Raw genomic sequence first — 26,463 nt, 5'->3', positions numbered from 1 at the left:
TTCCCAATAAGAGCCCTCTTTTTGTTCCACGTGAAACAGTGTCACCAACGCAACCATGCATCGTAGCCAGTTTTTATGATCAGTATCGTCACCACGACCAGGAATAGTTTGCGGACGAATCCGCTGCCGTGCTTCATCGCCATGCGCGAGCCGATCAGCGAACCGGCGATCTGGCACACGGCCATCGTCGCGCCCAGTTGCCAGATCAGGTGGCCGCTGTAGCCGAACCAGATCAGCGCGGCAAAGTTGCAGGCGACGTTGACGACCTTGGCCACCGCCGAGGCGCCGAGGAAGTCGAAGCCGAAGATGCGTACGAACAGGAACACCAGGAAGCTGCCGGTGCCCGGGCCGAAGAACCCGTCGTAGAAACCAATGCCGGCGCCGATCACCAGCGCCAGCGTCTGCTCTTTGGCGCCGGAGTGGATGGGGGCGTGCACGCTGCCGAAGTCTTTCTTGGCGAAGGTGTAGACGGCCACCGCCACCAGTACCACCGGCAACAGCAAACGCATGAATTCGGCCGAGACCTTGGTGACGGTGTAGGCGCCGAGGAAGGCAAAGACCAGGGCGGCCAGCGCGGCCGGTGTGGCGACCGACCAGGCAATGGCGACCCGGCGCGCATAGCTGACCGCCGCCACGCCGGTGCCGAAGATGCTGGCCAGCTTGTTGGTGCCGATCAGCGTGGCCGGGGCCATGTTGGGAAACACCGAGAACATCGCCGGCAACTGTATCAGTCCCCCGCCCCCAACTACCGCGTCCACCAGTCCCGCGCCGAACGCCGCCACTCCCAACACCAGATAATCGACCATCGCCCTGCCATCCTTCCACATGCAAAGGCTACATTGTACGGAAGAAATTCAATGCGGCTGATGCGCATCCTGCATAGATAGGCGCATGCGCAAGCCTGCCGCATGAGGTAAGCTTCACGTGAAATCCACCACCTGGAATCGCCATGCATGACTTCCCTGCGTTTGCTTTCAGCACCGTCGCCCACATCGTTTCCGAGCTGGGTGCGGCCGGCCGGCTCGGTGACCATATCGCCCAGCGCTTCCCGGCGGCCAGGCGCGCCCTGCTCGTCACCGATCCCGGCTTCCTGAAAACCGGCCTGGTCGATGCTCCGGCCGCCAGCCTGCGCGCCGCCGGACTGGCGGTCGAGGTCTACTCGCAGGTGGTGGCGGACCCGCCGGAACAGGTGGTGCTGGATGCCGTGGACGCCGCCCGCACGCACCGTACTGACATCGTCATCGGCCTGGGCGGCGGCAGTTCGATGGACGTCGCCAAGCTGATCGCCGTGCTGGCCGGCAGCGACCAGCCGCTGTCCGCGATCTACGGCATCGGCAATGTGAAGGGCGGGCGGCTGCCGCTGGTGCAGATTCCGACCACCGCCGGCACCGGTTCTGAAGTGACCAACGTCGCCATCGTCACCACTGGCGCTACCACAAAAATGGGCGTGGTCGCGCCGCAACTCTATGCCGATCTGGCATTGCTGGACGCCGAACTGACCATCGGCCTGCCGCCCATGGTGACGGCCGCCACCGGCATCGACGCGATGGTGCACGCCATCGAGGCCTACACCAGCCGCCACAAAAAGAATCCGCTGTCCGATATCTTTGCGCGCAAGGCGCTGAGTCTGCTGTCCGCCAACGTGATACGCGCCTGCGAAAACGGCCGCGACCTGGCGGCGCGGCAAGCCATGCTGCTCGGCGCGATGCTGGCGGGGCAGGCGTTTTCCAATGCGCCGGTGGCGGCCGTGCATGCGCTGGCTTACCCGATAGGCGGCATTTTCCACGTGCCGCATGGCTTGTCGAACTCGCTGGTCTTGCCCCATGTGCTGCGCTTCAATGCGCCGGAGGCGGCGCCGCTGTATGCCGAGCTGGCGGAGATCGTCGTGCCGCTGGCCAGCGGCAGCGCCGAGGCGAGGGCGGAGGCGCTGGTTGTTGCGATGCAACAAATAGCCATCATCACGGGGATAGAGCGGACCTTGCAGCAGGTGGGCATACGGGAAACGGATCTGGACCGGCTGGCGGATGACGCCATGCTCCAGACCCGTTTGTTGGGGAATAACCCCCGCACCGTCACGCGCGACGATGCGAGGGCGATCTACGCGGCGGCGTTGTAGACCTTAGTTCGGCACATCGACCGTGGCGCCGCTGACCGAGATGGCGTTGGCGCCCGGCGTGGCCGAGATCGGCGGCACGTTGGCGACGGTGATCAACGAGGTGTTGTCGATACGCGGCACCGTCCGCACCACCTGTGACGCCGGCAGCGCCGCCGACGAGTTGCGCAGATTGGCCAGCATCGCATCGAGCGCGCGGAACAGGTAGACGTGCAGCGGCACGATGTTGGCCGGCAGGGCGTTGGTGAAGGAATCGAAGTGGTTGGCGTTGGTCACCTCGATGTAGCGCAGCTTGCTGGCCGCCCCTTCCACCGACGCGTTCAAGCCCACATACGAGCGCGAGGCAAAGTTCACCGGGATCAGCGTATCGCTGCGCCCTTGCACGATGATGGCCGGCTTGCCGCGCAGATTGCCGGTCGCCGCCACTTCCACCATGCCCGCTTTCACGCGCGCGCTCTGCGCCGCCAGCGTCGCGCTCAAGGCGCCGCCCGTCACCGGATCGACGCCGGTCGCCAGCGAACGCAGGCACAGGAAGCCGTCCAGCGACTGGTCCGCCAGGCTGCTGCTCGGCGACACGCCGAAGTTATACGCCCTGGCGCCACCCACCGAATCCTCGTAGACCACGCTGCCGACGATGCCGTTCTGCGTGGCGAAGCTGCTGGCTTTCTGTGCGGCCGTGAAGGCCAGCGGCGCGCCGGTGGCGTCGGTCGGGGCAAACGAGAATCCGCACACCTTGTCGGTCACGGAGAACTTGCCGTAGGCGTTGGCGTACGTCACCGCCACCAGGATGTTGGTGCCGGCGTGGGCCGCTTGCAGGATGTCGGAATCGAGCAGCCAGCCGTAGGCTTTCAGGCGGGCCTTGGCGTCGGCCTGCTGCGACGGCAGGTCGGTGCCGGTCAACAGGCCTTTGGCGGCCAGCGCGGTGCAGCGTCCCGGTGCGGCGGCGGTCGAAGCGATGCAGGGCTGGTACAGCGCCGCATAGGTCGAGTAGTCGAACAGCGCCTTGCCCTGCCCCGTCACGTTGACGCCGCCCTGGCGCACCGTGTAGCCGGTGGCGGCCTTGGGCTGCACCTGCGGCTCGGTGGCCGCCACGCCGCCGATCAGGCCCTTGGTGTCCTGCTCCGCAGCCAGCAGGGCCGAGCCGGCGCCGTTGGAAATGCTGGAGGCGATCGTCACCGTGTTCTTCGGCGTCAGGCGCACGATGTGGCTTTTGTTATCCTTGGCCAGCACGCCGTACTTTTCGTTGAGCACGTAGAAGGCGAATTCCAGCGACTGCAGGGTGAACTTGCCCCAGTCCTTTTCCGGGTTCTGCTGCGAGTGGGCGTGCTTGAAGGCGATGCGGCCGGGTGACCCGGCGGCGAAGGCGGCGCGGTCGGCATCGCTCAGCGCCGGCGCGAACATGGCGTTCTTCGCGGCCGCGGTGCGGGTGGCGCGCACGCCATTCTGCAGGTTCACGCTGTCGTCGTCGAAGGTGTAGAGGCCGGTGCCGCTACCCTTGTCGGCGTAGGCCACGGCGCAGTTGTTCTTCAAACCCCATTCGCCGGCGCTGCCGATGGCGCCATAGATACCGCGCGAACCGCTCGACGTGCCGGTGACGATGCAGGGATTGTTGATGTCGAAACCGGTCGGGATCTGCACCATCAAGGTGACGTTCTGGTTGCCGCTGCCGTCATCCGAGTAGGCGATGTACTCGGTGCCGCCTATCATGCCCTGCCCTGACCCGGCCACGCCCTTGGCGTCCACATTCGGGCCGTACAGCGTGCCGTAGCCGCTGTTGGTGGCGATGTCGAGCACGGCGCGGTAGTTGGCGTAGATCGCGTTGCGGCGCAGCTCGGCGGCGGTAGGATTGGTGGGATCGGTGTAAGACGGCGCGGCGACGGCGGCCAGGCCGGTAGCGCCCAGGCCGGCGGTCAGCAGGTCGTCGGTGACGCCGTCGTAGCTCTTGCTGCTGATGGTGCCCAGATACGTCGGCAACACGTTCAAATCTTCCGTCGCGTCGTGCTCGTTGGCACCGCAGGCGGTCAGCGCAATGCCGGCCAGCGCCAGCGAGATTTTCTTGATATGCATGTATGTCATCCTCTATGTCGATAAAAGTTACGGACGGACTACTCCCACTCCGGCCGGCGGCCAGACGAAATGTACTACCGGTGAAATAAAAACGCCGGACAGAACGTCCGGCGTGTGCGCTACATCAAGCTGTCTTTTTGCCGCTGCTGAACGCGAACTTGGCGATGATCTCGCCGACGATGCCGCGCCGGAACAGCAGCACGCAAACGATGAAGATAAAGCCGATCACCATATTGACCGCCTCGCCGATGGTGTTGAACCATTCGACGCCGGTGTGCGCGACCATGAAGATGCCGAAGTCGCCCAGCTTGTTCTCCAGCGCGATGACGAGGATGGCGCCCAGCATCGGGCCGGCAAACGTGCCCATGCCGCCGACCAGGGTCATCAGGATCACCAGGCCCGACATGCTCCAGTGCACGTCGGTCAGCGTCTCGAAGCCCTGCACCAGCATGTTGGACGCGCCCGCCAGACCGGCCAGCGCGGCCGACAGCACGAAGGCTAGCAGCTTGTACTTGTCCACATCGTAGCCCAGCGAAATCGCGCGCGGCTCGTTTTCCTTGATCGCCTTCAGCACCTGGCCGAACGGCGAATGCACGGTGCGCACGATCAGCATGAAGGCCAGCACGGCCACGCCCAGCACGAAGAAGTACAGCGCGGTGTCGTTGCTCAGGTCGACCAGGCCCAGCAGTTTTCCACGTGGAACGCCTTGCAGGCCGTCCTCGCCGCCGGTGAACTCGCCGGCGCGCAGCGCGCCGAAGTACACCATCTGCGCCAGCGCCAGCGTAATCATCGAGAAGTAGATGCCCTGGCGGCGGATCGCCAGCGCACCCATCACCAGGCCGATCAGGGCGCCGGCCGCGACGCCGGCCAGCATGCCCAGCTCGACCGGCCAGCCCCACACCTTCATCGCGTTGCCGGCCACGTAGCCGGCGGCGCCGAAGAAGGCCGCGTGGCCGAACGACAGCAGGCCGGTGAAACCGATCAGCAGGTTGAAGGCGCTGGCGAACAGCGCAAAGCACAGCAGCTTGGCCAGGAAGATCGGATAGCCGACAAACGGCGCCGCCAGCGCGATGGCGAAAGCGACGATATAACCTATGTTTTTGTTCATCTGCGGCCTCTTATTTTTCTTTGCCGAACAAGCCGGCTGGACGGATCAGCAACACGATGACCATCACCAGGAACACCACCGTCGACGAAAACTCGGGGTAGAACACCTTGGTCAGGCCCTCGATCACGCCCAGGCCGAGGCCGGTCAGGATGGAACCCATGATCGAACCCATGCCACCGATCACTACAACGGCGAATACGACGATAATCAGGTTCTGACCCATCAGTGGCTGCACCTGGATCACCGGGGCCGCCAGCACCCCTGCAAAGCCCGCCAAAGCGACGCCGAAGCCATAGGTCAGCGTGACCATCAGCGGCACGTTGATGCCGAAGGCTTCGACCAGCTTGGGATTCTCGGTGCCGGCGCGCAGGTAGGCGCCCAGTTTGGTCTTCTCGATGACGAACCAGGTCGACAAGCACACCGCCAGCGACGCCACCACTACCCAGGCGCGGTAGTTCGGCAGCACCATGAAGCCGAGGTCGGTCGCCCCCGCCAGCGCCTCAGGCACCTGGAACGGCTGGCCGGACACGCCGTAGAACGAGCGGAACACGCCTTCGACCAGCAGCGTGATGCCGAAGGTCAGCAGCAGGCCATACAAATGGTCCAGCTTGTAGAGCCAGCGCAGCATGGTTTTTTCAATGATGATGCCGAACACGCCGACGATCAGCGGCGCCAGTACCAGCATCACCCAGTAGTTCAGGCCGAGGTAGGCCATGCCCATCCACGCGACAAACGCACCCATCATGTAGAGCGCGCCGTGCGAGAAGTTAATCACGTTCAGCAAGCCGAAGATCACGGCCAGGCCGAGCGACAGCATGGCATAGAAGGAGCCGTTGACTAGGCCCAGCATCAGCTGGCTCATAATCATGGGCAAGGGGTAGCCGAATATTTCCATGAGATCACAATATAAAGATCGCCGTCCCGGACGGTGCGGCGCGACACCAGAAAAAGGCCGTGCGCAAGGTGCAACCGCACACGGCCTGTGTACAACTCAGCTTATTTCCACAGGGAGCACTTGGTCTCCGCCTTGGTGGCGTAGGCCTGGTCGCCAGGAATGGTGGCGACGATCTTGTAGTAATCCCATGGATATTTCGATTCCGACGGCTTCTTCACTTCCATCAGGTACATATCGTGGACCATGCGGCCGTCCGGACGGATCACGCCGTTCTTGGCGAACATGTCGTTGATCTTGTTGGCTTTCAGGTAGGCCATGACCTTGTCGGTGTCGTCGCTGCCGACAGCCTTGACCGCCTTCAGGTAATTGGCCGCCGCCGAGTAGTCGGCCGCCTGCAGCATCGACGGTTCCTTCTTCATCTTCTCGAAGTAGCGTTTCGACCAGGCGCGGGTCTCGGCGTTGGCGTCCCAGTACCAGCCGTCGGTCAGGTACATGCCCTGGGTCATATTCAGGCCCAGCGAGTGCACGTCGTTGATGAAGATCAGCAGGCCGGCCAGCTTCATTTTCTTGGTGATGCCGAATTCGTTGGCGGCCTTGATCGAGTTGATCGCGTCGCCGCCGGCGTTGGCCAGGCCGAGGATCTGCGCGCCCGACGATTGCGCCTGCAACAGGAAGGACGAGAAGTCCGACGCCGACAGCGGATGCTTGACCGCGCCCAGCACCTTGCCGCCGTTGGCCTTCACCACTTCCGCCGTATCTTTTTCCAGCGACTGGCCGAAGGCGTAGTCGGCGGTCATGAAGTACCAGCTCTTGCCGCCCTGCTTGACGATGGCGCCGCCGGTGCCGCGCGCCAGCGCGATGGTGTCGTAGGCGTAGTGCACCGTGTACGGCGTGCATTCCTCGTTGGTCAGGCGGGCGGAGCCGGCGCCGATCGAGATGAAGACTTTTTTCTTCTCGGCCGCGACCTTGGCCATGGCCAAGTTGGCGCCCGAGTTGGTGCCGCCGATAAGCATGTCGACGCCCTGCTGGTCGAACCATTCGCGCGCCTTGGAGGCGGCGATGTCGGCCTTGTTCTGGTGGTCGGCGGAGATGAACTCGACCTTTTTGCCGGCGATAACCACGCCCGCATCGGCAATCGCCATCTTGATGGCCTCGGCACCACCGGCGCCGTCGATGTCCGTGTACAGGCCGGACATGTCGGTGATCAGGCCGATCTTGATGGTGTCGCCTGAAACCTGGGCTTGGGCAGCAAAGGACAGGCCGAGTGCGCACACGGCGGTGGCTGCGATGGTGATGGCTTTAAGTTTCATTTTGTCTCCGTTGGTTCAAGAAATAGTGTTATTGCTTATTTTTTTACACTTGCCTTGCAAACTTCAGACACCCAGAAGCTCGGTCAGGACCGGCATCTTGGCGCTCAATTCCGATGCAACAAAGGTCTCGACGATCTGACCGTGTTCCATCACATAAAACCGGTCCGCCAGCGGCGCGGCAAACCGGAAATTCTGTTCCACCATGACGATGGTGTAGCCCTTCGATTTCAGCGTGGTAATCATGCGCGCCAGACCCTGCACGATGACCGGCGCCAGGCCTTCGGAGATTTCATCGAGCAGCAGCAGCCGCGCGCCGGTGCGCAGGATGCGCGCCACCGCCAGCATCTGCTGCTCGCCGCCGGACAGCCGCGTGCCCTGGCTGTGCTTGCGCTCGTCCAGGTTGGGGAACATGGCGTAGATTTCCTCGACCGACATGCCCTTCTCGCCGGTCGACAGCTGCGGCGGCAGCATCAGGTTTTCCTCGGTCGACAGCGACGAGAAAATGCCGCGCTCTTCCGGGCAATAGCCTATGCCGAGGTGGGCGATTTTATGCGTCGGCAAGCCGATCGCTTCCACGCCGTTGACCTTGATGGAACCCTTGCGGGCGCCGGTCAGGCCCATGATCGCGCGCAGCGTGGTGGTGCGGCCGGCGCCGTTGCGGCCCAGCAGCGTGACCACTTCGCCGGGCTGCACCGTCAGGTTCACGTCGTGCAAAATATGCGATTCACCATACCAGGTCTGCAGGTTGGAGATTTCTAGAGCGGCCGCCATCAGTGGGCTCCTTCCAGCACTGCGGCTTCGGTACCCATGTAGGCTTCCATCACTTGAGGATTGCTTGAAACTTCTGCGTACGTGCCTTCGGCCAGCATCGCACCGCGCTGCAACACGGAGATCTTGTCGCAAATGCCGGACACCACTTTCATATTGTGTTCGACCATCAGGATGGTGCGGCCGGCTGAAACTTTCTTAATCAATTCCGTCACGCGGTGCACGTCTTCGTGGCCCATGCCCTGGGTCGGTTCGTCCAGCAGCATCAGCTCCGGTTCCATCGCCAGCGTGGTGGCGATTTCCAAAGCGCGCTTGCGGCCATAAGGCATATCGACGGTGACGGTGTCGGCGAATTCGGTCAGATCGACCTCGGCCAGCAGCTGCATGGCGCGCTCGTTCAACTTGTCCAGCGATCGTTCGCTCTGCCAGAAATTGAAGCTGGTGCCGAGCTGGCGCTGCAGGCCGATGCGGACATTCTGCAGCACCGTCAGGTGCGGGAAGACTGCGGAAATCTGGAACGAACGGATCACGCCCATGCGGGCGATCTGCGCCGGCTTGGCGGCGGTGATGTCTTTGCCGTTGAAAAGTATCTGGCCCGAGGTGGGCACCAGGAACTTGGTGAGCAGGTTGAAGCACGTGGTTTTACCCGCGCCATTGGGACCGATCAGCGCGTGGATGTGGCCGCGCTGAACTTTTAAATTCACATCATTGACCGCGGTAAAACCCTTGAATTCCTTGGTCAAATGCTTTGTTTCCAAGATAACGCCGGACATCCTGTCTCCTTGTTATTCTTTTCAAACTACTAAATTTTTTTTAGATCATACACAGTAACAAATTGGCTAACAATACAGTATAACTACGGTCGACTTTTGATCTGGACCTAGCGAACACGAGGTTTCATTTCCACTCTGAACGGATCAGTTCTGAAGCTTTCTCAGCGATCATGATGGTGGGCGAATTGGTATTGCCGGACGTGATGAAAGGCATGACGGACGCGTCAACTACACGCAGTCCTTGTATCCCAATTACACGCAGCGCGCTGTCGACCACGGCGGTCGGATCGTCGGCGCGGCCCATCTTGCAGGTACCGACCGGATGGAAAATCGTGGTGCCGATCGCGCCCGCGGCCACCGCCAATTCCTCCTCGGTGCGATAGTGGACGCCAGGCTTGTACTCTTCCGGTGCGTAGCGCTGCAACGCCGGCGCGGCGACGATCTTGCGCGTCAGCGTCAGCGCATCGGCGGCGACCTTGCGGTCTTCCGGCGTGCTCAAATACATCGGCGAAATCTTCGGCGGCGCGTAGGAATCGGCGCTGGCGATACGCACGTGGCCGCGCGAGGTCGGCCGCAGATTGCACACGCTGGCGGTGAACGCGGGGAAAGCGTGCAAAGGCTCGCCGAACTTTTCCAGCGACAAGGGCTGCACGTGATATTGCAGATTCGGCGTCGCCTGCCCTGCATCGGAACGGGCAAAAGCGCCCAGCTGCGACGGCGCCATCGACATCGGCCCGCTCTGGAACAGCGCATATTGCAGGCCGATTTTCATCTTGCCGTACCAGCTGGACGCCATCGTATTGAGCGTACGGGCGCCACCGCCGAGCTTGTAAATCATGCGCAACTGCAGATGATCCTGCAGGTTTTCGCCGACGCCGGGCAAGTCCGCCAGCGGCTCGATGCCGTGCTGATGCAAGCGCTCGGCCGAGCCTATGCCCGAGCATTGCAAAATCTGTGGAGAACCAACGGCGCCAGCCGCCAGCAGGGTTTCTTTCTCGGCCGTCGCGCTGAACTGTGTGCCGCCGCCGGTGAAAATCACGCCCTTGCACACGGGTCCGCGATCGCTCATTTCGATCTGCAAACGTTCCACGTGGCAGCCGGTCATGATGGTCAGGTTGGGCCGCATCGACACCGGTTTCAAAAACGCCTTCGCCGTGTTCCAACGGATGCCGCGCTTTTGATTGACTTCGAAATAGCCGCAGCCGGCGTTGTCGCCGCGATTGAAATCGTCGACCTTCTGGATGCCGACCTGCTCCGCCGCATCGCGGAACGCGTCCAGTATCTTCCACGACAAACGCTGTTTTTCCACGCGCCACGCACCGCCGGCGCCGTGCAGTTCGGAAGCGCCGCCGTGATAATCCTCGCTCTTTTTGAACAGCGGCAGCACCGACGACCAGCGCCAGCTGTCGTCGCCGGTCAGCTCGGCCCAGCGGTCGTAGTCGCCGGCCTGGCCGCGCATGTAGATCATGCCGTTGATGGAGGAACTGCCGCCCAGCACCTTGCCGCGCGGGTACAGCAGACTGCGTCCGCCCAGGCCGGCATCGGCTTCGGTGCGGTACATCCAGTCGGTGCGCGGATTGTCGATGCAATGCAGATAGCCGACGGGAATATGTATCCACACATAATCGTCTCTACCGCCCGCCTCGATCAGCAGAACATTCGCGTTCTTGTTTGCGCTGAGCCGGTTTGCCAATACGCAGCCCGCCGAGCCCGCTCCAATAATGATGTAATCGTAACTGCCTGCTGATTCCAAAAACTTCTCCTCCAAGAGCGGTGTTTCGGTCAGGCGGCTGCTATCTCCGCCAGCAAAGTCTCAACCAGTTTCGCCGCCGGCATCGGCCGGGCGCGTGCCACGCCGGTGCCGCACCACAGCGACATCAATTCCGTTTCGCCGCGCTTGCCTGCTTCGGCACGAATGGCGCCGGTCAATGCATTTTGTACCGGATAGGCCGGGATTTGTTTTTCCACCGCCGCCATCTCGCGCATGAAACGGTTCTCCAGACCGCGTGCATAACGGCCGGAAAAAGTACGCGTCAGCCGGGTCGGATGATCGCCGGCCGTCAGCAGGCGCTGCTTGTAAACCGGATTGATAGACGATTCATCGCACACCAGGAAAGCCGTGCCCATCTGCACTGCCTGGGCGCCGCCGTCCAGCGCGCGCTTGATATCGGCGCCATCCATGATGCCGCCGGCGGCGATCACCGGAATGTTCACCGCCGCGACGATGGTTGGCAGCAGCTCGAAAGTGGTCAACTTCGCGTCTTCCTGCGCGCCGATGAAGGTGCCGCGATGGCCGCCGGACTCGGTGCCGGAAGCGATCACCGCATCGGCGCCCCTGCTTTGCCAGGCCAGCGCTTCGTCGGCGTGGGTAATCGTGCCGATGACGGCAATGCCTGCCTCATGCAGGCGCTTGATCTGCTCCACGCTGAGGATGCCGAAGGTAAAACTGGCGACGGCAGGCCGCAATTCGATCAGCGCTTCGAACTGGGCGGAGAAGTCTTCGCACCATTTGGCGGGCGTGGGCAATTCCGTCCAGCCCAGCGACGACCAGGCCGGCTTGAGCCACTCAACAGCGCGGGCCACCTCGGCCGGATCCGGCGTCGGCGTCTCCAGGACGAAGAAATTCAGGCAAAACGGCTTGTCGGTGAGGGCGCGGATTTGCGCGGTTTGCGTGCGGATGGTGTCGGGCGAAAGCAGGGAACAAGCCAGCGAGCCCAGGCCGCCTGCATTGGAAACCGCCGCCACTTGCGCCGGGGTGTTATTGCCGCCGGCAGTCGGTCCCTGGATGATGGGATGAGGAAAAATGGATGCCAATTTCATCTGATTTCTCACAAAAAGTGGCGTTTACGACATGTGGATAAGTCTATGGATATCCACAGGCACCAAATGTGAGTAAACAAAAAATTTTTGGGGACCGATTTTCTTATCCCAAAACAGTTCTTTGCTCATACACGGCTTTCTCGCCTGCTTATGCAGCCCGTAAACGCCTGATTCTAATCCAAAATGAACACTTATCCACAGAAAAGTGTCTGCGTTAACAACTACTACTATTTTTATATCTACATCTTTAGAGTAAACCATAAACTCAAAAACCACAGGCGCACGCGCCAGAATGACCTGATACCCCACTGAAACGGAAATAAGATTTCGCCAACATCTGCTTTCCCCTATACTGGATTGGCAAACAAACTGCACAAGCCGGAGACACTTTGGCCTCACAGCGCAAAAATCTGCGGTCGCCTGCATATCTGCGTTTTCGGCGACGCCTGATCACCGGCCTTTTGCTGATGGCCGCACTTGCCATTGCCGTAGTTGTCTCCCAATTCCGCACTGCCTACGTTGAACGCGAACTCTCAGTCAAAAACCAGACCGAGCATTTCGTCAAAGCGATGGAAGCCCATGTGCTGTATTCCATCCAATCGGTCGACCTGTCACTGATTGGATTTGCCAACGCCATCAAAGTTCTGACTGCTCAACAACGGCATTCGCCTGAAACGATGTCGGAATTGCTGTCCTCGCGCGGTTCCAGTTTCAACAGCGAATACTGGATCAGCTTTCTCGATGCCAAAGGCAATGCCGTCGCCACTTCGACCGGCAACAACATCACCGGCACCCGCTACGGCGACCGCGATTACTTCAAAGCCCATCTGGATGTCGCCATGCGCGGCAAATTGTTCATCGGCGAACCATCGATAGGCCGTCGCAGCAGTCAAAAACTGTTTTTCCTCAGTCGCCGGGTAGAAAGTGCCAAGGGAGAATTTCTTGGTGTGATCGTCGCGCCTTTGAATGTCAGCCGTTACGTCACGGTGTTTGAAAATTCCCGCTTCAACTCCGACATCTCGATCGCACTGGTACACGGCGGTGGCAAGGTGATCGCCCGCGTGCCGAATTTCGAAGAATCGTTTGCCAAAGACCTGGGGCCTACCGCCCTGTTCGACAATGTCCGCATCGCCAGTTCCGGTACGTACAAAGTTGTCAGCAGCATCGACAATATCGCGCGCGTGTTCAGCTACCGGGTATTCGACAACCTGCCGCTGATCATCGCCGTCGGCAGCAACGACGCGGAATCGGCCCGACTGCTCCAGCAAAACTATCTGATCGCTGGCGCTGGCCTGATCATGCTGCTCATTTTGATGGCAGGCGCCGGTCATTTTTCGCTGCGCACCTACACCAGGCAGGAAGAACGTGAACTGCGCTACCGCGCCCTGTATGCCGACAGCCGGGAAATGGAACAAAAACTGCTGGCCAACGAGGAAGAGCGCAAGAAAAACGAAGAATCCATGAAGTTGGCCGCCCTGTTATTCCAGAACAGCGGCGAAGGCATGATGGTGACGGACGCGGACGGCCGTATCCTGACCGTGAACCCGGCGTTTTCCCTGCTGAGCGGCTACACCGAAAAAGAACTGATCGGCCACCGCGGCTATGAACTGACGACCAGCCGCCAGGACATCAATTTCTTCACCCGCATGTTCGAATCGATCGCCCAGACCGGGCAATGGGAAGGCGAACTCTGGCACCAGCACAAGGATGGCGAGGAATACCTGGTGGCGATGCGCTTCAACACCGTCTACGACGAGTTGGGAAATCCCTTCCGCTACGTCGCGTTGCTGAGCGATATCACCAAGAAAAAAGCCTCGGAAGAATTGATCTGGCGCCAAGCCAACTTCGATGCGCTGACCGGCTTGCCGAACCGGCGCATGTTCCACGAGCATCTGCGTCAGGAAATGAAGAAAACCGACCGCTCGAACCTGCCGATGGCGCTGGTCTTCATGGATCTGGACCACTTTAAGGAAATCAACGACACCCTGGGCCACGATAAAGGCGATTTGCTGCTCAAAGAAGTGGCAATTCGCTTATCCAGCTCGGTTCGCGGCACGGATACGGTGGCCAGGCTGGGCGGCGACGAGTTCACCATCATCTTGAGCGAGCTGCGCAATGCGAGCGATGTGGTCCGCACGGCGCAGGAAATCCTCAAGCAGATGAGCACGCCATTCAACCTGGGCAGTGCCGGCGACAAGCATGTTGCCCATATTTCGAGCAGCATCGGCATCACGCTCTACCCCGAAGATGGCGCCGATGCTGAAACTTTAATCAAAAACGCCGACCAGGCGATGTACGCGGCCAAGCAGCAAGGGCGTAACCGCTTCAATTATTTCGCTCCGTTCATGCAGGAAGCCACGCGCGTACGCATGACCCTGGTCAACGAATTGCGCGAAGCGGTCAACCACGATGAATTGCGGATCTTGTTCCAGCCGATTATCGACCTGGCCAGCGGCAAGATCTGCAAGGCGGAAGCGCTGGTGCGCTGGCAACATCCAGTGCGGGGATTGCTCAATCCTGCTGAATTTATCAGCATCGCGGAGAGCAGCGGCATGATCGTCGGCATCGGCGACTGGGTTTTCAAGCAGGCGGCACGGGAAGTGCAGAAATTGCAGGCGCTGGGATTGCCGGATTTCCAGGTCAGCGTCAACAAATCGGCCTGGCAGTTCCGCGACGACGGCAGCAACTACCAGCAATGGCTGGATTTTCTGCAGGAACTGCACCTGAATGCCAACAGCATCATCATCGAAGTGACGGAAAACCTGTTGCTGGACACTGCAAACTCGGTTTCCGAGCGGATGTTGGCGTTCCAGCACGCCCATATGCAGATTTCGCTCGACGATTTCGGCACCGGCTACTGCTCGGTGGCGTTTTTAAAGCGTTTCGATATCGATTACATCAAAATCGACCCGACTTTCGTCTCAAATCTGTCGGAAGGAACCGATGGGGTGGTGCTTTGCGAGGCAATTATCGCCATGGCGCACAAGCTGAACATCAAAGTCATCGCCGAAGGCATCGAAACACCCCAACAATTGGCCGCCTTGACGGCCGCCGGATGCGATTTAGGGCAGGGATACCTGTTTTCCAGGCCCATTTCGGGCGAAGAACTGGAAAAACAGATCAAAAACGAGCAGTCACCTGTGAATAACTCGCTGGATATCCACAGGACGACTTGTGAGTAAGGACGAAGTTGTCCAAAGACCCGCATTTTATACAGAATTGCTCCTGAACTGGTACAGCGCTTATGCAAGTGCTTATCTTTCACGTAAACAAATGATTTGTAAACGTATACATGACTTATCCACAGGCTTTGGCTCGTTTACTATTACTACTATTTTTATATAAATCCTTTGTAAACTACTAAACCGTGAAAACGCGAAATCCGAAGGAAAAAGCCGAAAATTGAAGGCTTGTTCGCCTTCTGTAAGCACTTCTGACCACAAAAAACGCTTTAAAATCGATCGTTTTTTGTAAACTCCTGTGGAAAAGCAGCTCGAAATCCACAAGCTCCATCTTTAAAAAACCACTGAAAACCAAGGAAACGTATGCGTTTAGGCATCATCAGCGCTTTGGCTGAAGAACAGCATGGGCTCATAGAAGCCCTTGAGAGCCCCTACAAGCTCGTCCACGGTATGCGGGAGTACACGGCCGGGAAACTCTGGGAAATCGACGCTGTGTGCGTTCTGTCGCGTATAGGCAAGGTTGCAGCAGCCATGACAGCTGCAATCCTTGTGGAAAAGTTCGGAGTTACCCACATCGTCTTCACCGGCGTTGCCGGTAGCGGGGATAAAAACGTCAAAGTCGGCGATATCGTCGTCGCTGAAGAACTGATTCAGCATGATTTCAATGCCAGCCCGCTGTTTCCGCAGTTTGAAATCCCGCTGACCGGCCTGTCGCGCTTCGCGACCGACCGCGCCTTGACCGAGCGATTGGCTGGCGCTGCCGCGCAAACTACGCGCGTACATCGCGGTTTGATCGCCAGCGGCGACCAGTTCATCGGCAAATTGACGCAAATTCAGGCACTGAAGACTGCTTTGCCCGATTTATTGGCTGTGGAGATGGAAGGCGCTGCCGTGGCGCAAGTGTGTTTTGAGCTGGGCATTCCGTTTGCCGTCATCCGCACGATTTCCGACAACGCCAACGACGAGGCCGCCGTTGATTTCATGCATTTCATCAAAACCGTGGCTTCCCGCTACGCGTATGAGGTGATCGAGAACTTTTGCAAATGGCGATAGAAACGGTAGTTATCCCGGCAGGAACCATCGCTTTGAGGGATGACAGGACCAGCCGCGCATGGGTGGTCGAACTGCCGTCCTTTGCGATCGGCCGTTATCCGGTCACGCAGGCGCAGTATGCGGCGGTCTGTGGCTTGCAGCCTTCGTCGCACGTTGCCCCGGAGTGCCCGGTGGAAAACGTGTCCTGGATCGATGCTGTGCGGTTTTGCAATATGTTGTCGGAGACCGAAGGCTTGCGTGCCTGCTACGTTTTGGATGACGACGGCATGGGCGCCTCCCGCTTGAGCGATGGCGACGGCTATCGCCTGCCCACCGAGGCGGAATGGGAGTACGCCTGCCGCGCTGGCGGCAATGGTCCCCGCTATGGCGAACTCGACGATATCGCCTGGTATCGGGAAAACTCCCGCGGCCGTACCTGTGCGGTTGGCCTCAAGCAGCCGAATCCATGGGGGCTGCACGACATGTTGGGCAATGTCTGGGAATGGTGCGAGGATCAGTACGATCCCGAGGTCTATGGCTCGTATCGGGTGTTCCGGGGGGGCGGCTGGTCGGATGTGGAGCGTGGCTGCCTGGCCACCAACCGCCGCCGCAGCCATCCGACCTACGCCATCGACGATCTGGGATTCCGCATCGTCAGGCAGCGCGCATAAAAAAAGGGCCAGGTTTGACCCCGGCCCCCAAAACAACAACAGGTAATCGTTACGCGTCGAGCGTCATCAGGCTGGCGTTGCCGCCGGCTGCCGTCGTATTCACGCACAGAGCGCGCTCAGCAAGCAAACGCCACAGGGGGATGGCGCCATCCTCATTGGTGTCGATCAAGCCCACCAGCGCCCCGCTACGGGCCGCCAGCGAGGTGCGCAGGCCGCCGACCAGCATCGCCTCCACCAGCGCGATCTGGAAGTCGCCATTGAAGCTGTCGAGGCTGCCAATCGCCTGGATGCGGTCCTTGACCACCGCTGGCAGGTCCGCCGGCAGCAATTTCGACGATTCCGCCGTCACCAGCGCGATATTGCCGGTCGCCAGCGTCGCCGCCAGCTGGTTCAGCAGGCCGGCCTGGGTCGCGGCAGCGCACACCACGGAGCCGCGCGCGACCAGCGCCAGCGTGTTGCGTTCGCCGGTCGGGCCTGGCAGCACGGTCAGGTTGCCCAGCATCGTGGTGCGGCTGTATTGTTCCGCCAGAGTGGCGACACGCTCATGGCCGTGCATTTTCGACCAGACCGCCAGCGCATCCAGGCCCGGCGTCGCCTGGCGTTCGTGGGTGGCGTTGGCGACGGCGCCGCGCTGCAGGCGCTTCAGGTACAGCGGACCGCCCGCTTTCGGGCCGGTGCCGGATTTGCCCTCGCCACCGAACGGCTGCACGCCGACCACAGCGCCGACGATGTTGCGGTTGACGTAGATATTGCCCACATGCGCGCGCGAGGTGATGTAGTCGATGGTTTCATCGATGCGCGAATGCACGCCCAGCGTCAGGCCGTAGCCGCTTTCGTTGATTTGCTCGACCAGTTTCGGCAGGTCGGCGCGCTTGTAGCGGATCACGTGCAGGACCGGGCCGAACACTTCCTGCGTCAGCTCGGACAGCGAGCGGATCTCCAGCACGGTCGGCGGCACGAAGGTGCCGGCCGTGGTCACGCTCGACGGCAGGTCCAGCGAGAAGTAGTTCAGCGCGGTCGCCTTCAGCTTGTTGATGTGGGCCAGCAGGTTTTGCTGGGCTTCGGCGTCGATCACCGGGCCGATGTCCGTCACCAGGCGGTCCGGGCAGCCCACTTTCAGCTCCTGCATCGCGCCCTTGAGCATCTTGATGGTCTTGTCGGCGATATCTTCCTGCAGGAACAGCACGCGCAGCGCCGAGCAGCGCTGGCCGGCGCTGTCGAAGGCCGACGAAATCGCATCCTGCACCACCTGCTCCGGCAGCGCCGACGAATCGACGATCATCGCGTTCTGGCCGCCGGTCTCGGCGATCAGCGGGATGTCGGCGTTTTCAGCGACGGCGCGCTTGGCCAGCGTGCGGTTGATCAGCTGCGCCACTTCGGTCGAACCGGTGAAGATCACGCCTTTGACACGCGCGTCGGCGGTCAGCGCGGCGCCGACCACTTCACCACGGCCCGGCAGGAATTGCAGCGCGGCGCGCGGGATGCCGGCTTCGTGCAGCAGCTCGACGGCGCGGTGGGCGATCAGCGGCGTCTGCTCGGCCGGCTTGGCCAGCACCACGTTGCCGGCCGCCAGCGAGGCGGCCACCTGGCCGGTGAAGATCGCCAGCGGGAAGTTCCATGGGCTGATGCAGGTTACCGGACCCAGCGCCAGGGGATTGGTCGCGCCGTGCACTTCGCCGGCGTAGTAGCGCAGGAAGTCGACCGCCTCGCGCAGCTCGGCGATGGCGTTCGGCAGCGATTTGCCCGCTTCGCGGATGGCCAGCGTCATCAGTTCCATGGCGTTGGCTTCGAACAGGTCGGCGGCGCGGTTCAGCGCTGCGGCGCGTTGCGATGGCTCGGTGGTCTGCCAGTCCATGGCGAAGGTGCTGGCGCTGGTCAGCGCGGTTTCAACGTCGGCGGCGCTCGCTTCGACCAGTTGGCCGACGATATCGCTGCGTTGCGCCGGATTGGTGACGTCCTGCGTCGGCTGGCCGGCGCTCAGGCCGCCTGCCAGCAGTGGCGCGGCGTGCCAGCTGCGCGGCGTCGCCAGTGCTGCCGAAATGTCGCGCAGCACGTTTTCATTGGCCAGGTCGAAACCGGCCGAGTTCTTGCGGTCGGCGCCGAACATGTCCAGCGGCAGGGCGATGCCGGTGTGCGGCAGGCCGCCCTGTTCGCGCGCCTGGGCGACCGGATCCTTGACCAGCGAGTCGACCGGGATCGCCTCGTCGACGATCTGGTTGACGAAGGAGGAGTTGGCGCCGTTTTCCAGCAGGCGGCGCACCAGGTAGGCCAGCAGCGTTTCATGGGTGCCGACCGGCGCGTAGATGCGGCAAGGCTTGTCCAGGTTGTCTTTGCCGACCACCTGGTCGTACAGCGATTCGCCCATGCCGTGCAGGCATTGGAATTCGTAGTCGGTCACACCGTCGCGCTTGGCCCAGGTGTAGATTGTCGACAGGGTTTGCGCATTGTGGGTGGCGAACTGCGGATAGATCACGTCGGTCGCGGCCAGCAGCTTTTGCGCGCACACCAGGTAGGACACGTCGGTGTAGACCTTGCGGGTGTAGACCGGATAGCCGCTCATGCCGTCCACCTGGGCGCGCTTGATCTCGGCATCCCAATACGCGCCCTTGACCAGACGCACCATGAACTTGCGGCCGCTGCGCTTGGCCAGGTCGACCAGGTAGTCGATGACGAACGGGCAACGCTTCTGGTAAGCCTGCACCACGATGCCGATGCCTTCGAAGCCGGCCAGTTCAGGATCGTGCGCCAGCGCTTCGACCAGGTCCAGCGACAGTTCCAGACGATCGGCCTCTTCCGCATCGATGTTCAGGCCGATGTTGTAGCGCTTGGCCAGCAGCATCAGTTCGCGCACGCGCGGCAGTAGTTCCTGCATCACGCGGGCGCGCTGGGCGCGGCTGTAGCGCGGGTGCAGCGCCGACAGTTTCACCGAAATGCCGGGGCCGTTCTTGATGCCGCGGCCGTTCGAGGCCTTGCCGATCGCGTGGATCGCGGTTTCGTAGGAAGCGTAGTAATTCTTGGCGTCGGCCTCGGTCAGCGCCGCTTCGCCCAGCATGTCGTAGGAATAGCGGTAGCCGCGCGCCTCGTTGGACTGGCCGTTCTTGATCGCTTCGTCGATGGTCTGGCCGGTGACGAACTGGTTGCCCAGCATGCGCATCGCCAGGTCCACGCCTTTGCGGATCAGCGGCTCGCCGCCTTTGGAAATGAGCTTGGTCAGCGCCGAGCCCAGGCCGGTTTCGCTGCTGGTCGAGACCAGCTTGCCGGTAATCAGCAAGCCCCAGGTGGCGGCATTGACGAACAGCGAAGGCGATTCGCCCAGGTGCTTGCGCCAGTCGCCTTTGCTGATTTTGTCGGCGATCAGGCGGTCTGCCGTGGCGTTGTCGGGAATACGCAACAGTGCTTCGGCCAGGCACATCAGTGCCACACCCTCTTCCGAGGACAGCGAAAACTCGTGCATCAGGGCGTCGACGCCGGACGCGCGGGTGCGCTGTTCGCGCACCGAGCTGACCAGTTTGTGGGCCAGTTGCTGGGCCTGTTGCAAGGTGCCGGCGTCGTTGTTCTTGATCTGTTCCAGCAGCCACTGAACGGCGCTGATTTCATCGCGGCGGTAGGCCGCTGTCACTGCTGAGCGCAGGGGAATCGGGTCGCGCAGGATCTCGTCCTGCAGTGCGGCGAAAGGGGTAAAACCGGTGGCTGCTGCTGCTTGCATTGAATACTCTCAGAAGGGAAATTTTGGCGCCGCTGATTGCAAAAAAACGCCCGGCCGGCGGGTGCTGGCGAGCGTGAATCTGAGTCAACTGCTGATGATTCGATTGTAGTGGGATTTCTTCTGGATTAATTCTGGTATTGCAGGGGGCTAGCAATAGATTGTTTTTAGTGCGACAATTTAACCAAATAATATTTATTTGGGAGTTCCCGGAAATGTTAGACAAGATCAGCAAAAAAATCTTGATGGAATTGCAGAGCGATGGCCGCATCAGCAATGTGGAACTGGCGGCGCGGGTGAACCTGTCACCAGCCGCTTGCCTGGAACGCGTGCGCAAGTTGCACGAGTCCGGCTACATCATGGGCTACACCGCGCAACTGAACCCGCAGCTGCTGGATGTGTCCCTGCTCGTCTTTATCGAGGTCGTGCTCGATCGCACGACACCCGAAGTCTTCGACGCCTTCAAGCACAGCGTCCAGGTGATCCCGGAAGTGCTGGAGTGCCACATGGTTGCCGGCGGCTTCGACTATCTGGTCAAAGCCCGCGTCAAGGACATGGCGGCCTACCGCGAATTCCTGGGAAAAACCCTGCTCCAGAAGGGCGTGCGTGAAACTCACACCTACGCCGTTATGGAAGAGGTGAAGAATACCACCAAGTTACCCATAAAATAGCAGCAGGGAAATAAAATTAGTCGAGACGCCCGAGGCGCCTGGTAAAACGGGGGACAAATGAAGCTTTTGCAGCACAAGCTGGTGCAACGTGGATTATGGTTTTTGGGCGCGACGGCAGGCGGTACCTGCGTAGCTTATTTGTTCAAACTGGCGGCCGGCGACGGCGCCATGCTGGTTTATACGGCGGCCCCGGCGGCGCTGACAGGCGCCGCGGTGGCCTGGTGGGCCGCCCGCCAGAACGGCGATGAGGATGGCGTCAAGCGTTTCGCCCATGTGGTCGGCGACGAAATCGACGCCATCATGATCGGCGCGGCGGAAACTTCGTATTTCGTCGATTCAGTCAAAAAGAAAATCGAGCTCGACGTCGGCACCGCCGGCGGCATCGTCCGCAGTTCCGCCGACAATGCCCAGGCCACCGCCGCGATCGCCGCCAACGCCGAGCGCGCCGCCAAGATCGCCGCCCAGGTGCGCGGAGAAACGGTGGCCGGCCGCGCCGAGGCCGACAACGGCCTGCAGCGCATCAACACCGCGCGCCAGGATGCGCAGACCGCAGCGGCCGTCATGGCCAGCCTGCAAACCAACTCCCGCAAAATCTATGGATTTACCGAGGCCATCAGCGAAATCTCGGCCCGCACCAATCTGCTGGCGCTGAACGCCGCCATCGAGGCGGCGCGCGCCGGCGAACAGGGGCGCGGCTTTGCCGTGGTCGCCAGCGAGGTGCGTCAGCTGGCCTTGCGCACCAAGGAAGCCACCGACGAGATCAGCACCATGGTGCGCGAGATTAATCAGCAGGCCGAACAGGCGGCGTCCGGCATGAATTCGCTGGCGGCCAAGGTCAGCGAGGCGGCCGGCAATGTGGAAACCGTGCATGGCCTGCTGGGCAATATCGAACGGTCTTCCGGCGAGTCGGAAGAGGAGATCGGCGAGATCGCACGCGCCTCGCGCGAGCATGTCGCCACCACCGAGGACATCGCCACGGCCATCGCCAGCATCCGCGACAGCTTGTTATCCACAGAGAAGGAATTGCCGCGCGCCGCCAGTTCGGCGATGGCGCTGGCCGAGCGGGCCGAGGTCATCACCGGCGCGCTGGGCGAATCGTCGATCGCCACCTCGCACGACGCCATCCGCATCGCCGCGCAGCAGGCGGCGGCGGAAGTGGGACGGCGCTTCGAAGCGGCCATCGCTGCCGGCAAGATCACCCGCGAAGCGCTGTTCGACCGCAGCTACACGCCGATCCCGAACACCGATCCGCCCAAGCACAAGACCCGCTTCGACGATTTCACCGACCGAGCGCTGCCGCAGTTGCAGGAAGGCGTGCTGGCGGCGATGCCGCAGCTGGCCTACGCCGGCGCTGTGGATAACAATGGATATTTCCCCACCCACAACAAGAAGTTTTCGCAGCCGCTGACGGGCAATTACGATGTCGACATCGTCAACAACCGCACCAAGCGCATCTTCAGCGACCGCACCGGCAAGCGCTGCGGCTCGAACACCAAGCCCTTCCTGCTGCAAACCTACAAGCGCGATACCGGCGAGGTGATGCACGACCTGTCGGCGCCGATCTATGTGAACGGCAGGCACTGGGGCGGTTTCCGCATCGGCTACCGCTCCAGCCACCGGTAATCAGTACGTGTCGTTCTTCGGCGCCGAACCCGGCGCGGTGCGCTGGGCCACGGTGTTCATGCCTTCCAGATGCATGCGCAGCCACTTGTGGGCCGGGCTGCGGGCATCGCGCTCGTGCCACAGCATGTCCAGGTGGACCGCAGGCAAGGTGAACGGCAATTCCTTGGAAATCAGCGCATCGGTCATGCCGGTCGAGGCGATCAGGTGGCGCGGCAGCACGGTGATCAGATCCGAATTGGCCACCACGCGGCCGGCGGTGAAGAACTGGTTGACCGTCAGCAGGATGCGGCGTTCGCGCTGGATCTGCGCAAGCGCCTCGTCCACCAGGCCGTGCGCGCGGCCGGAAAAACTCACCAGCAGGTGATTGGCCTTGCAGTAGTTGTCCAGGGTCAGGTCGACCTTGGACAGCGGATGGTCGCGCCGCATCACGCACACATAATGTCCCGAATACAGCCGCTCGTGACGGATCGGCGAGCCGGTCTCGTACGACAGCTGCGCCGCCACGCCGGGGAAGAAGCCCACCGCCAGATCGATATCGCCGCGCAGCAGCATGGGACGCGGCTCGCGTGTGGTCAGCGGCACCATGCGCACGTTGACGCCCGGCGCTTCCCGCTCGATCGAACGCATCAGCGACGGCAGCCAGAAGGCGGCGGTGGCGTCGGCCATGGCCATGCGGAAGGTGGCGTGGGCTGCGGAAACGTCGAAAGTCTCCGGCGCCACCGCCGCTTCCAGGCTGGCCAGCGCGCTGCGCACCGACGGCCACAGCGCCTCGGCGCGCGGGGTTGGCTTGACGCCGTAGGCTGTGCGTATCAGCAATTCGTCGCCCAGGCTTTCGCGCAAACGCTTGATGGCGTTGGAGACGGCGGGCTGGGTCATGGCCAAATGGCCGGCGGCGCGTGTCAGGTTCTGCTCTGTCATCACGGCGTCGAAGACGCGTAACAAATTCAAGTCCAGCGTCAAAAAGCTCATGTCGGCTCGGGATGTGGGGTTGGGGTCGTTGCAGTATCGAGAAATATGGATTTCTCGTCAATGATAAGACATCCCATTCACCAAACGAATAATTGTTATCGGGGAAGTAAATTGGATACTTATGTTGCGCTGCACTATAGTTACACTTGATTCTAAATGCAGTGTTACAACATGTCTACCATCATCTCATTCGTACAAAATTTTTCCCTGGTCGCCGCCGGTGAGCTGGCGCTGGCCAGCGGCGCTGTTTGCGCGCTGATCGTGCTGTTCAAACCGCTGTTGCGCGGCCTGGGCCGTGCAGCCATGCTGGTCGTCAAGCCTAAGCGCAGCAAGGAAGAGCAGCTGCAGCGCCGCCAGATGCGCGACGCCATGATGCTCAAGCGCATGCTGAACTCGGTGGAGCCTAGTCAGGCCGCCGAGCTGCGCGCGATGGCAGCCCGTGCCTAAATTTTAAGCGGCGGTACCGTGGGGACGCCCCCGCCGGTACCGCGCCGCAACATTACTTCTCGCCCAGCAGGGCAGGTTTCAGCGAGCTGTCGACCGGATGGTCGCCCAGCCAGATGCGCAGCACGGCGTTGTAGAACGCCACGTCCGGCATCAATTCCCCGATCTTCTTACCATTCAGATAGCACTGCGTGCCCTCGCCCGGGGTCCAGTCCAGCAGCATCTGGTCGCCCTTTTTCAGCGCCTGGATTTGCGCGAATACTTCGCCGAACTTCATCGTCTGCGGCAGGATCTTGCTGCGCTCGTTCTTGTCGGTGTTGTTGTTCAGGCCGTCCATGAAGGCCTTGCCGAAATCTTCCGAACTCACTTCGCGCAGCATCGTGATCGCCACGCGGCGCGGGCCCTGGGTCGCCAGCACGTCCGGCACGGTGGTTTTCTTTTCGGTCAGGTACAGGCCGGCGGCGTAGACCTTGAAGATGACCTTGGTGCGCAGACCGGCGCCGTTCAGCTTCAATTCTTTGCCGGCAACGCTGATGCTGTCGTCGAATTTAACGCCGGCCACTTCCACGGCGGCAAATGCGGGCAGGCTGAAGCTGCTGGCCAGGAAGGCGGCTGCCATCAGGCTCTTGATGGTATTTCTGCGATTCATGTGTAGTCTCCGAGGGCGCCCGTGAGGTAGGCGTTGGTGGAATATACCACCCGGAGCAGGACAGCAACACGGTGCGGCGCAAATTGGCCGCACGGTCATGCTTTTTTGGCTCGTCAGGCCTTGGCAGCTTGCAAACGTTCGAATTTGTCGCGCAACTGTTCTTCACTCTCGCGCCAGGCGGGATTGAAGGGGATGCAGCTGACCGGGCACACCTGCTGGCATTGCGGCTCATTGAAATGGCCGACGCATTCGGTGCACTTGTCCGGGTCGATTTCGTAAATTTCCGCGCCCATGTAGATCGCGTCGTTCGGGCACTCAGGCTCGCAAACGTCGCAATTTATACAGTCGTCGGTGATCATCAAGGCCATGGCAATACTCGCTGATTACTCGGCCTTGGTGGCGGCAATTTTCTTTTGCAGCCAGCGGTCGACCGATGGGAAAACAAACTTCGATACGTCGCCGCCCAGCACCGCGATCTCGCGCACGATGGTGCCGGAGATAAACTGGTATTGGTCGGACGGCGTCAGGAACAGGGTTTCGACATCCGGCAGCAGGTAGCGGTTCATGCCCGCCATCTGGAACTCGTACTCGAAGTCGGACACGGCGCGCAGGCCGCGCACGATGACGCGGGCATCATGCTCGCGCACGAAATCTTTCAACAGGCCGGAGAAACTCTCGACCTTGACGTTGGGATAGTGGCCCAGGACTTCGTTGGCGATGGTCAGGCGCTCTTCCAGCGAGAAGAACGGTTTCTTGTTCTTGCTGTCGGCGACACCGACCACCAGCGTGTCGAACAGACCGGATGCGCGACGCACCAGATCTTCGTGACCACGGGTCAACGGATCAAAAGTTCCTGGATAAACGGCTACTACCATCGCGGCTCCTTGCAGTGCACCAATATAGAACGCGCATTATGCCTGAAAAACCCTGTTTGCCTTAATTTGGGGCGGCTTGCGGCCCTTTTAGCGGCAAATGGCGGGTGTTCAGGCAGCCGTTTGCTTGTGCTTTAACAAATGATAGAACACCATCCCGGCCTTGTCAGCCCGCAGCACTTCCCATGGCGCCATCCACTCCGGCGCCGCGCCTTCTTCGAACTCCAGCGCCAGTCCGGATTCGGCGTAGATCAGGCCGCCCTCTTTCAAGATGCGCGTGCACAGCGGCAGGCAGCGTTCGAGGAATTCCTGCTGGTAGGGCGGATCGAGGAAGATCAGGTCGTACTTCTGGCCGCGCGCAATGGCGGACTGGGCCACGGCCAGCGCGTCGGCGCGGATGATCTGCACGTTGTCGGCTTTCAGCTTGGCCTTGATGTCTTCCAGCTGGCGCACCACCGGCACCACGGTGTCGATCATCGTCACCGATTGTGCGCCGCGGCTGGCCGCTTCGAAGCCCAGCGCGCCGCTGCCGGCGAACAAGTCCAGCACCTGCGCATCGGCCCAGTAGCCGTCGCGCTGGTGATTGATCCAGTTGAACACGGTTTCGCGCACGCGATCCGGCGTCGGACGCAGGCCGGAGGCGCTCAGCACCGGCAGCGGCGTGCGCTTCCAGGCGCCGCCGATGATGCGCACCTGGTTGCTGTGCTGGGGACCGTGGACCGGGACTTTGGCAGGTTTCGCGGGCTTGTTGGCGGGCTTCTTTGGCATGTGGCTGTGTTCTAAGTCATTGATT

General features: G+C 61.2%; 22 protein-coding genes. 7 read left to right on the top strand and 15 right to left on the bottom strand.

Features of this window, described 5'->3' with window-relative positions; genetic code table 11:
• Window positions 1-41 precede the first annotated feature (41 nt).
• On the bottom strand, window positions 42-806 hold the full coding sequence (locus GEV02_RS09385; protein ID WP_152837759.1) for a sulfite exporter TauE/SafE family protein: 765 nt from the start codon (window positions 804-806) through the stop codon (window positions 42-44).
• Window positions 807-949: 143 nt separating this feature from the next.
• Here GEV02_RS09385 and GEV02_RS09380 point away from each other — a divergent pair, with 143 nt between their 5' ends.
• On the top strand, window positions 950-2,116 hold the full coding sequence (locus GEV02_RS09380; RefSeq protein ID WP_152837758.1) for an iron-containing alcohol dehydrogenase: 1,167 nt from the start codon (window positions 950-952) through the stop codon (window positions 2,114-2,116).
• Between the two features lie 3 nt (window positions 2,117-2,119).
• Here GEV02_RS09380 and GEV02_RS09375 read toward each other — a convergent pair whose 3' ends face one another.
• From GEV02_RS09375 to GEV02_RS09340, 8 genes are all read right to left on the bottom strand, one after another.
• Window positions 2,120-4,180 (bottom strand): 3-hydroxybutyrate oligomer hydrolase family protein, encoded by a 2,061-nt coding sequence (locus GEV02_RS09375; RefSeq protein WP_152837757.1) that lies wholly within the window; start codon window positions 4,178-4,180, stop codon window positions 2,120-2,122.
• A 124-nt stretch (window positions 4,181-4,304) separates the two neighbouring features.
• Complete coding sequence (locus tag GEV02_RS09370; RefSeq protein ID WP_152837756.1) at window positions 4,305-5,288, bottom strand: branched-chain amino acid ABC transporter permease; 984 nt, start codon at window positions 5,286-5,288, stop codon at window positions 4,305-4,307.
• Between the two features lie 10 nt (window positions 5,289-5,298).
• Window positions 5,299-6,183, bottom strand: a complete 885-nt coding sequence (locus GEV02_RS09365; RefSeq protein WP_070359486.1) for a branched-chain amino acid ABC transporter permease — start codon at window positions 6,181-6,183, stop codon at window positions 5,299-5,301.
• Window positions 6,184-6,284: 101 nt separating this feature from the next.
• Entirely contained in the window at window positions 6,285-7,493 is a 1,209-nt protein-coding gene (locus tag GEV02_RS09360; RefSeq protein WP_152837755.1) for an ABC transporter substrate-binding protein, read from the bottom strand.
• 63 nt (window positions 7,494-7,556) lie between these two features.
• Complete coding sequence (locus GEV02_RS09355; RefSeq protein WP_152837754.1) at window positions 7,557-8,264, bottom strand: ABC transporter ATP-binding protein; 708 nt, start codon at window positions 8,262-8,264, stop codon at window positions 7,557-7,559.
• On the bottom strand, window positions 8,264-9,034 hold the full coding sequence (locus GEV02_RS09350) for an ABC transporter ATP-binding protein (protein WP_008443410.1): 771 nt from the start codon (window positions 9,032-9,034) through the stop codon (window positions 8,264-8,266). The genes GEV02_RS09355 and GEV02_RS09350 overlap by 1 nt, the downstream gene beginning before the upstream one ends.
• A gap of 124 nt (window positions 9,035-9,158) precedes the next feature.
• A complete protein-coding gene (locus tag GEV02_RS09345) occupies window positions 9,159-10,787 on the bottom strand; it encodes a GMC family oxidoreductase (protein WP_152837753.1) in 1,629 nt (542 codons plus the stop codon).
• Window positions 10,788-10,816: 29 nt separating this feature from the next.
• Window positions 10,817-11,854: an NAD(P)H-dependent flavin oxidoreductase gene (locus tag GEV02_RS09340; RefSeq protein ID WP_152837752.1), complete on the bottom strand. Its 1,038-nt coding sequence runs from the start codon at window positions 11,852-11,854 to the stop codon at window positions 10,817-10,819.
• A gap of 389 nt (window positions 11,855-12,243) precedes the next feature.
• Here GEV02_RS09340 and GEV02_RS09335 point away from each other — a divergent pair, with 389 nt between their 5' ends.
• The 3 genes from GEV02_RS09335 (at window position 12,244) to GEV02_RS09325 (ending at window position 16,739) form a co-directional block, all read left to right on the top strand.
• Window positions 12,244-15,036, top strand: coding sequence for a bifunctional diguanylate cyclase/phosphodiesterase (locus GEV02_RS09335; RefSeq protein ID WP_235922721.1), 2,793 nt, complete (start codon window positions 12,244-12,246; stop codon window positions 15,034-15,036).
• A 363-nt stretch (window positions 15,037-15,399) separates the two neighbouring features.
• Window positions 15,400-16,089 carry a 5'-methylthioadenosine/adenosylhomocysteine nucleosidase gene (locus GEV02_RS09330; protein WP_152837751.1) on the top strand — a complete coding sequence of 230 codons (690 nt, stop codon included), beginning with the start codon at window positions 15,400-15,402 and terminating at the stop codon, window positions 16,087-16,089.
• Window positions 16,080-16,739, top strand: a complete 660-nt coding sequence (locus GEV02_RS09325) for a formylglycine-generating enzyme family protein (RefSeq protein WP_152837750.1) — start codon at window positions 16,080-16,082, stop codon at window positions 16,737-16,739. Before GEV02_RS09330 ends, GEV02_RS09325 begins: the two co-directional genes overlap by 10 nt.
• A 49-nt stretch (window positions 16,740-16,788) precedes the next feature.
• Here the strand turns inward: GEV02_RS09325 and putA are convergent, their stop codons facing one another.
• Window positions 16,789-20,445 (bottom strand): trifunctional transcriptional regulator/proline dehydrogenase/L-glutamate gamma-semialdehyde dehydrogenase, encoded by a 3,657-nt coding sequence (putA, locus tag GEV02_RS09320; protein ID WP_152837749.1) that lies wholly within the window; start codon window positions 20,443-20,445, stop codon window positions 16,789-16,791.
• Between the two features lie 212 nt (window positions 20,446-20,657).
• Between putA and GEV02_RS09315 the strand changes: the two genes are divergently transcribed.
• Together GEV02_RS09315 and GEV02_RS09310 are read left to right on the top strand one after the other, a co-directional pair.
• Complete coding sequence (locus tag GEV02_RS09315; RefSeq protein WP_008443393.1) at window positions 20,658-21,113, top strand: Lrp/AsnC ligand binding domain-containing protein; 456 nt, start codon at window positions 20,658-20,660, stop codon at window positions 21,111-21,113.
• 57 nt (window positions 21,114-21,170) lie between these two features.
• Window positions 21,171-22,736: a methyl-accepting chemotaxis protein gene (locus GEV02_RS09310; RefSeq protein ID WP_152837748.1), complete on the top strand. Its 1,566-nt coding sequence runs from the start codon at window positions 21,171-21,173 to the stop codon at window positions 22,734-22,736.
• On the opposite strand, the gene GEV02_RS09305 is transcribed toward GEV02_RS09310, so the two are convergent.
• The gene (locus GEV02_RS09305; protein ID WP_152837747.1) at window positions 22,737-23,705 is read right to left on the bottom strand and encodes a LysR family transcriptional regulator; all 969 of its coding nucleotides are present in this window, start codon (window positions 23,703-23,705) and stop codon (window positions 22,737-22,739) included.
• Between the two features lie 171 nt (window positions 23,706-23,876).
• Here GEV02_RS09305 and GEV02_RS09300 point away from each other — a divergent pair, with 171 nt between their 5' ends.
• Window positions 23,877-24,152, top strand: coding sequence for a hypothetical protein (locus GEV02_RS09300; protein ID WP_235914554.1), 276 nt, complete (start codon window positions 23,877-23,879; stop codon window positions 24,150-24,152).
• Window positions 24,153-24,204: 52 nt separating this feature from the next.
• Here GEV02_RS09300 and GEV02_RS09295 read toward each other — a convergent pair whose 3' ends face one another.
• The 4 genes from GEV02_RS09295 to rsmD form a co-directional block, all read right to left on the bottom strand.
• Complete coding sequence (locus GEV02_RS09295) at window positions 24,205-24,798, bottom strand: chalcone isomerase family protein (protein WP_152837746.1); 594 nt, start codon at window positions 24,796-24,798, stop codon at window positions 24,205-24,207.
• A 113-nt stretch (window positions 24,799-24,911) separates the two neighbouring features.
• Window positions 24,912-25,166: a YfhL family 4Fe-4S dicluster ferredoxin gene (locus GEV02_RS09290; RefSeq protein ID WP_070268086.1), complete on the bottom strand. Its 255-nt coding sequence runs from the start codon at window positions 25,164-25,166 to the stop codon at window positions 24,912-24,914.
• A 15-nt stretch (window positions 25,167-25,181) separates the two neighbouring features.
• Window positions 25,182-25,673, bottom strand: coding sequence for a pantetheine-phosphate adenylyltransferase (gene coaD, locus GEV02_RS09285; RefSeq protein WP_008443383.1), 492 nt, complete (start codon window positions 25,671-25,673; stop codon window positions 25,182-25,184).
• 108 nt (window positions 25,674-25,781) lie between these two features.
• Entirely contained in the window at window positions 25,782-26,438 is a 657-nt protein-coding gene (gene rsmD / locus GEV02_RS09280) for a 16S rRNA (guanine(966)-N(2))-methyltransferase RsmD (RefSeq protein ID WP_008443382.1), read from the bottom strand.
• Between the last annotated feature and the right edge of the window lie 25 nt (window positions 26,439-26,463).

Source organism: Rugamonas aquatica, from assembly GCF_009380215.1.
Classification (GTDB): Bacteria; Pseudomonadota; Gammaproteobacteria; order Burkholderiales; family Burkholderiaceae_D; genus Rugamonas; species Rugamonas aquatica_B.
This window is presented reverse-complemented; position numbering and strand designations above follow the sequence as displayed.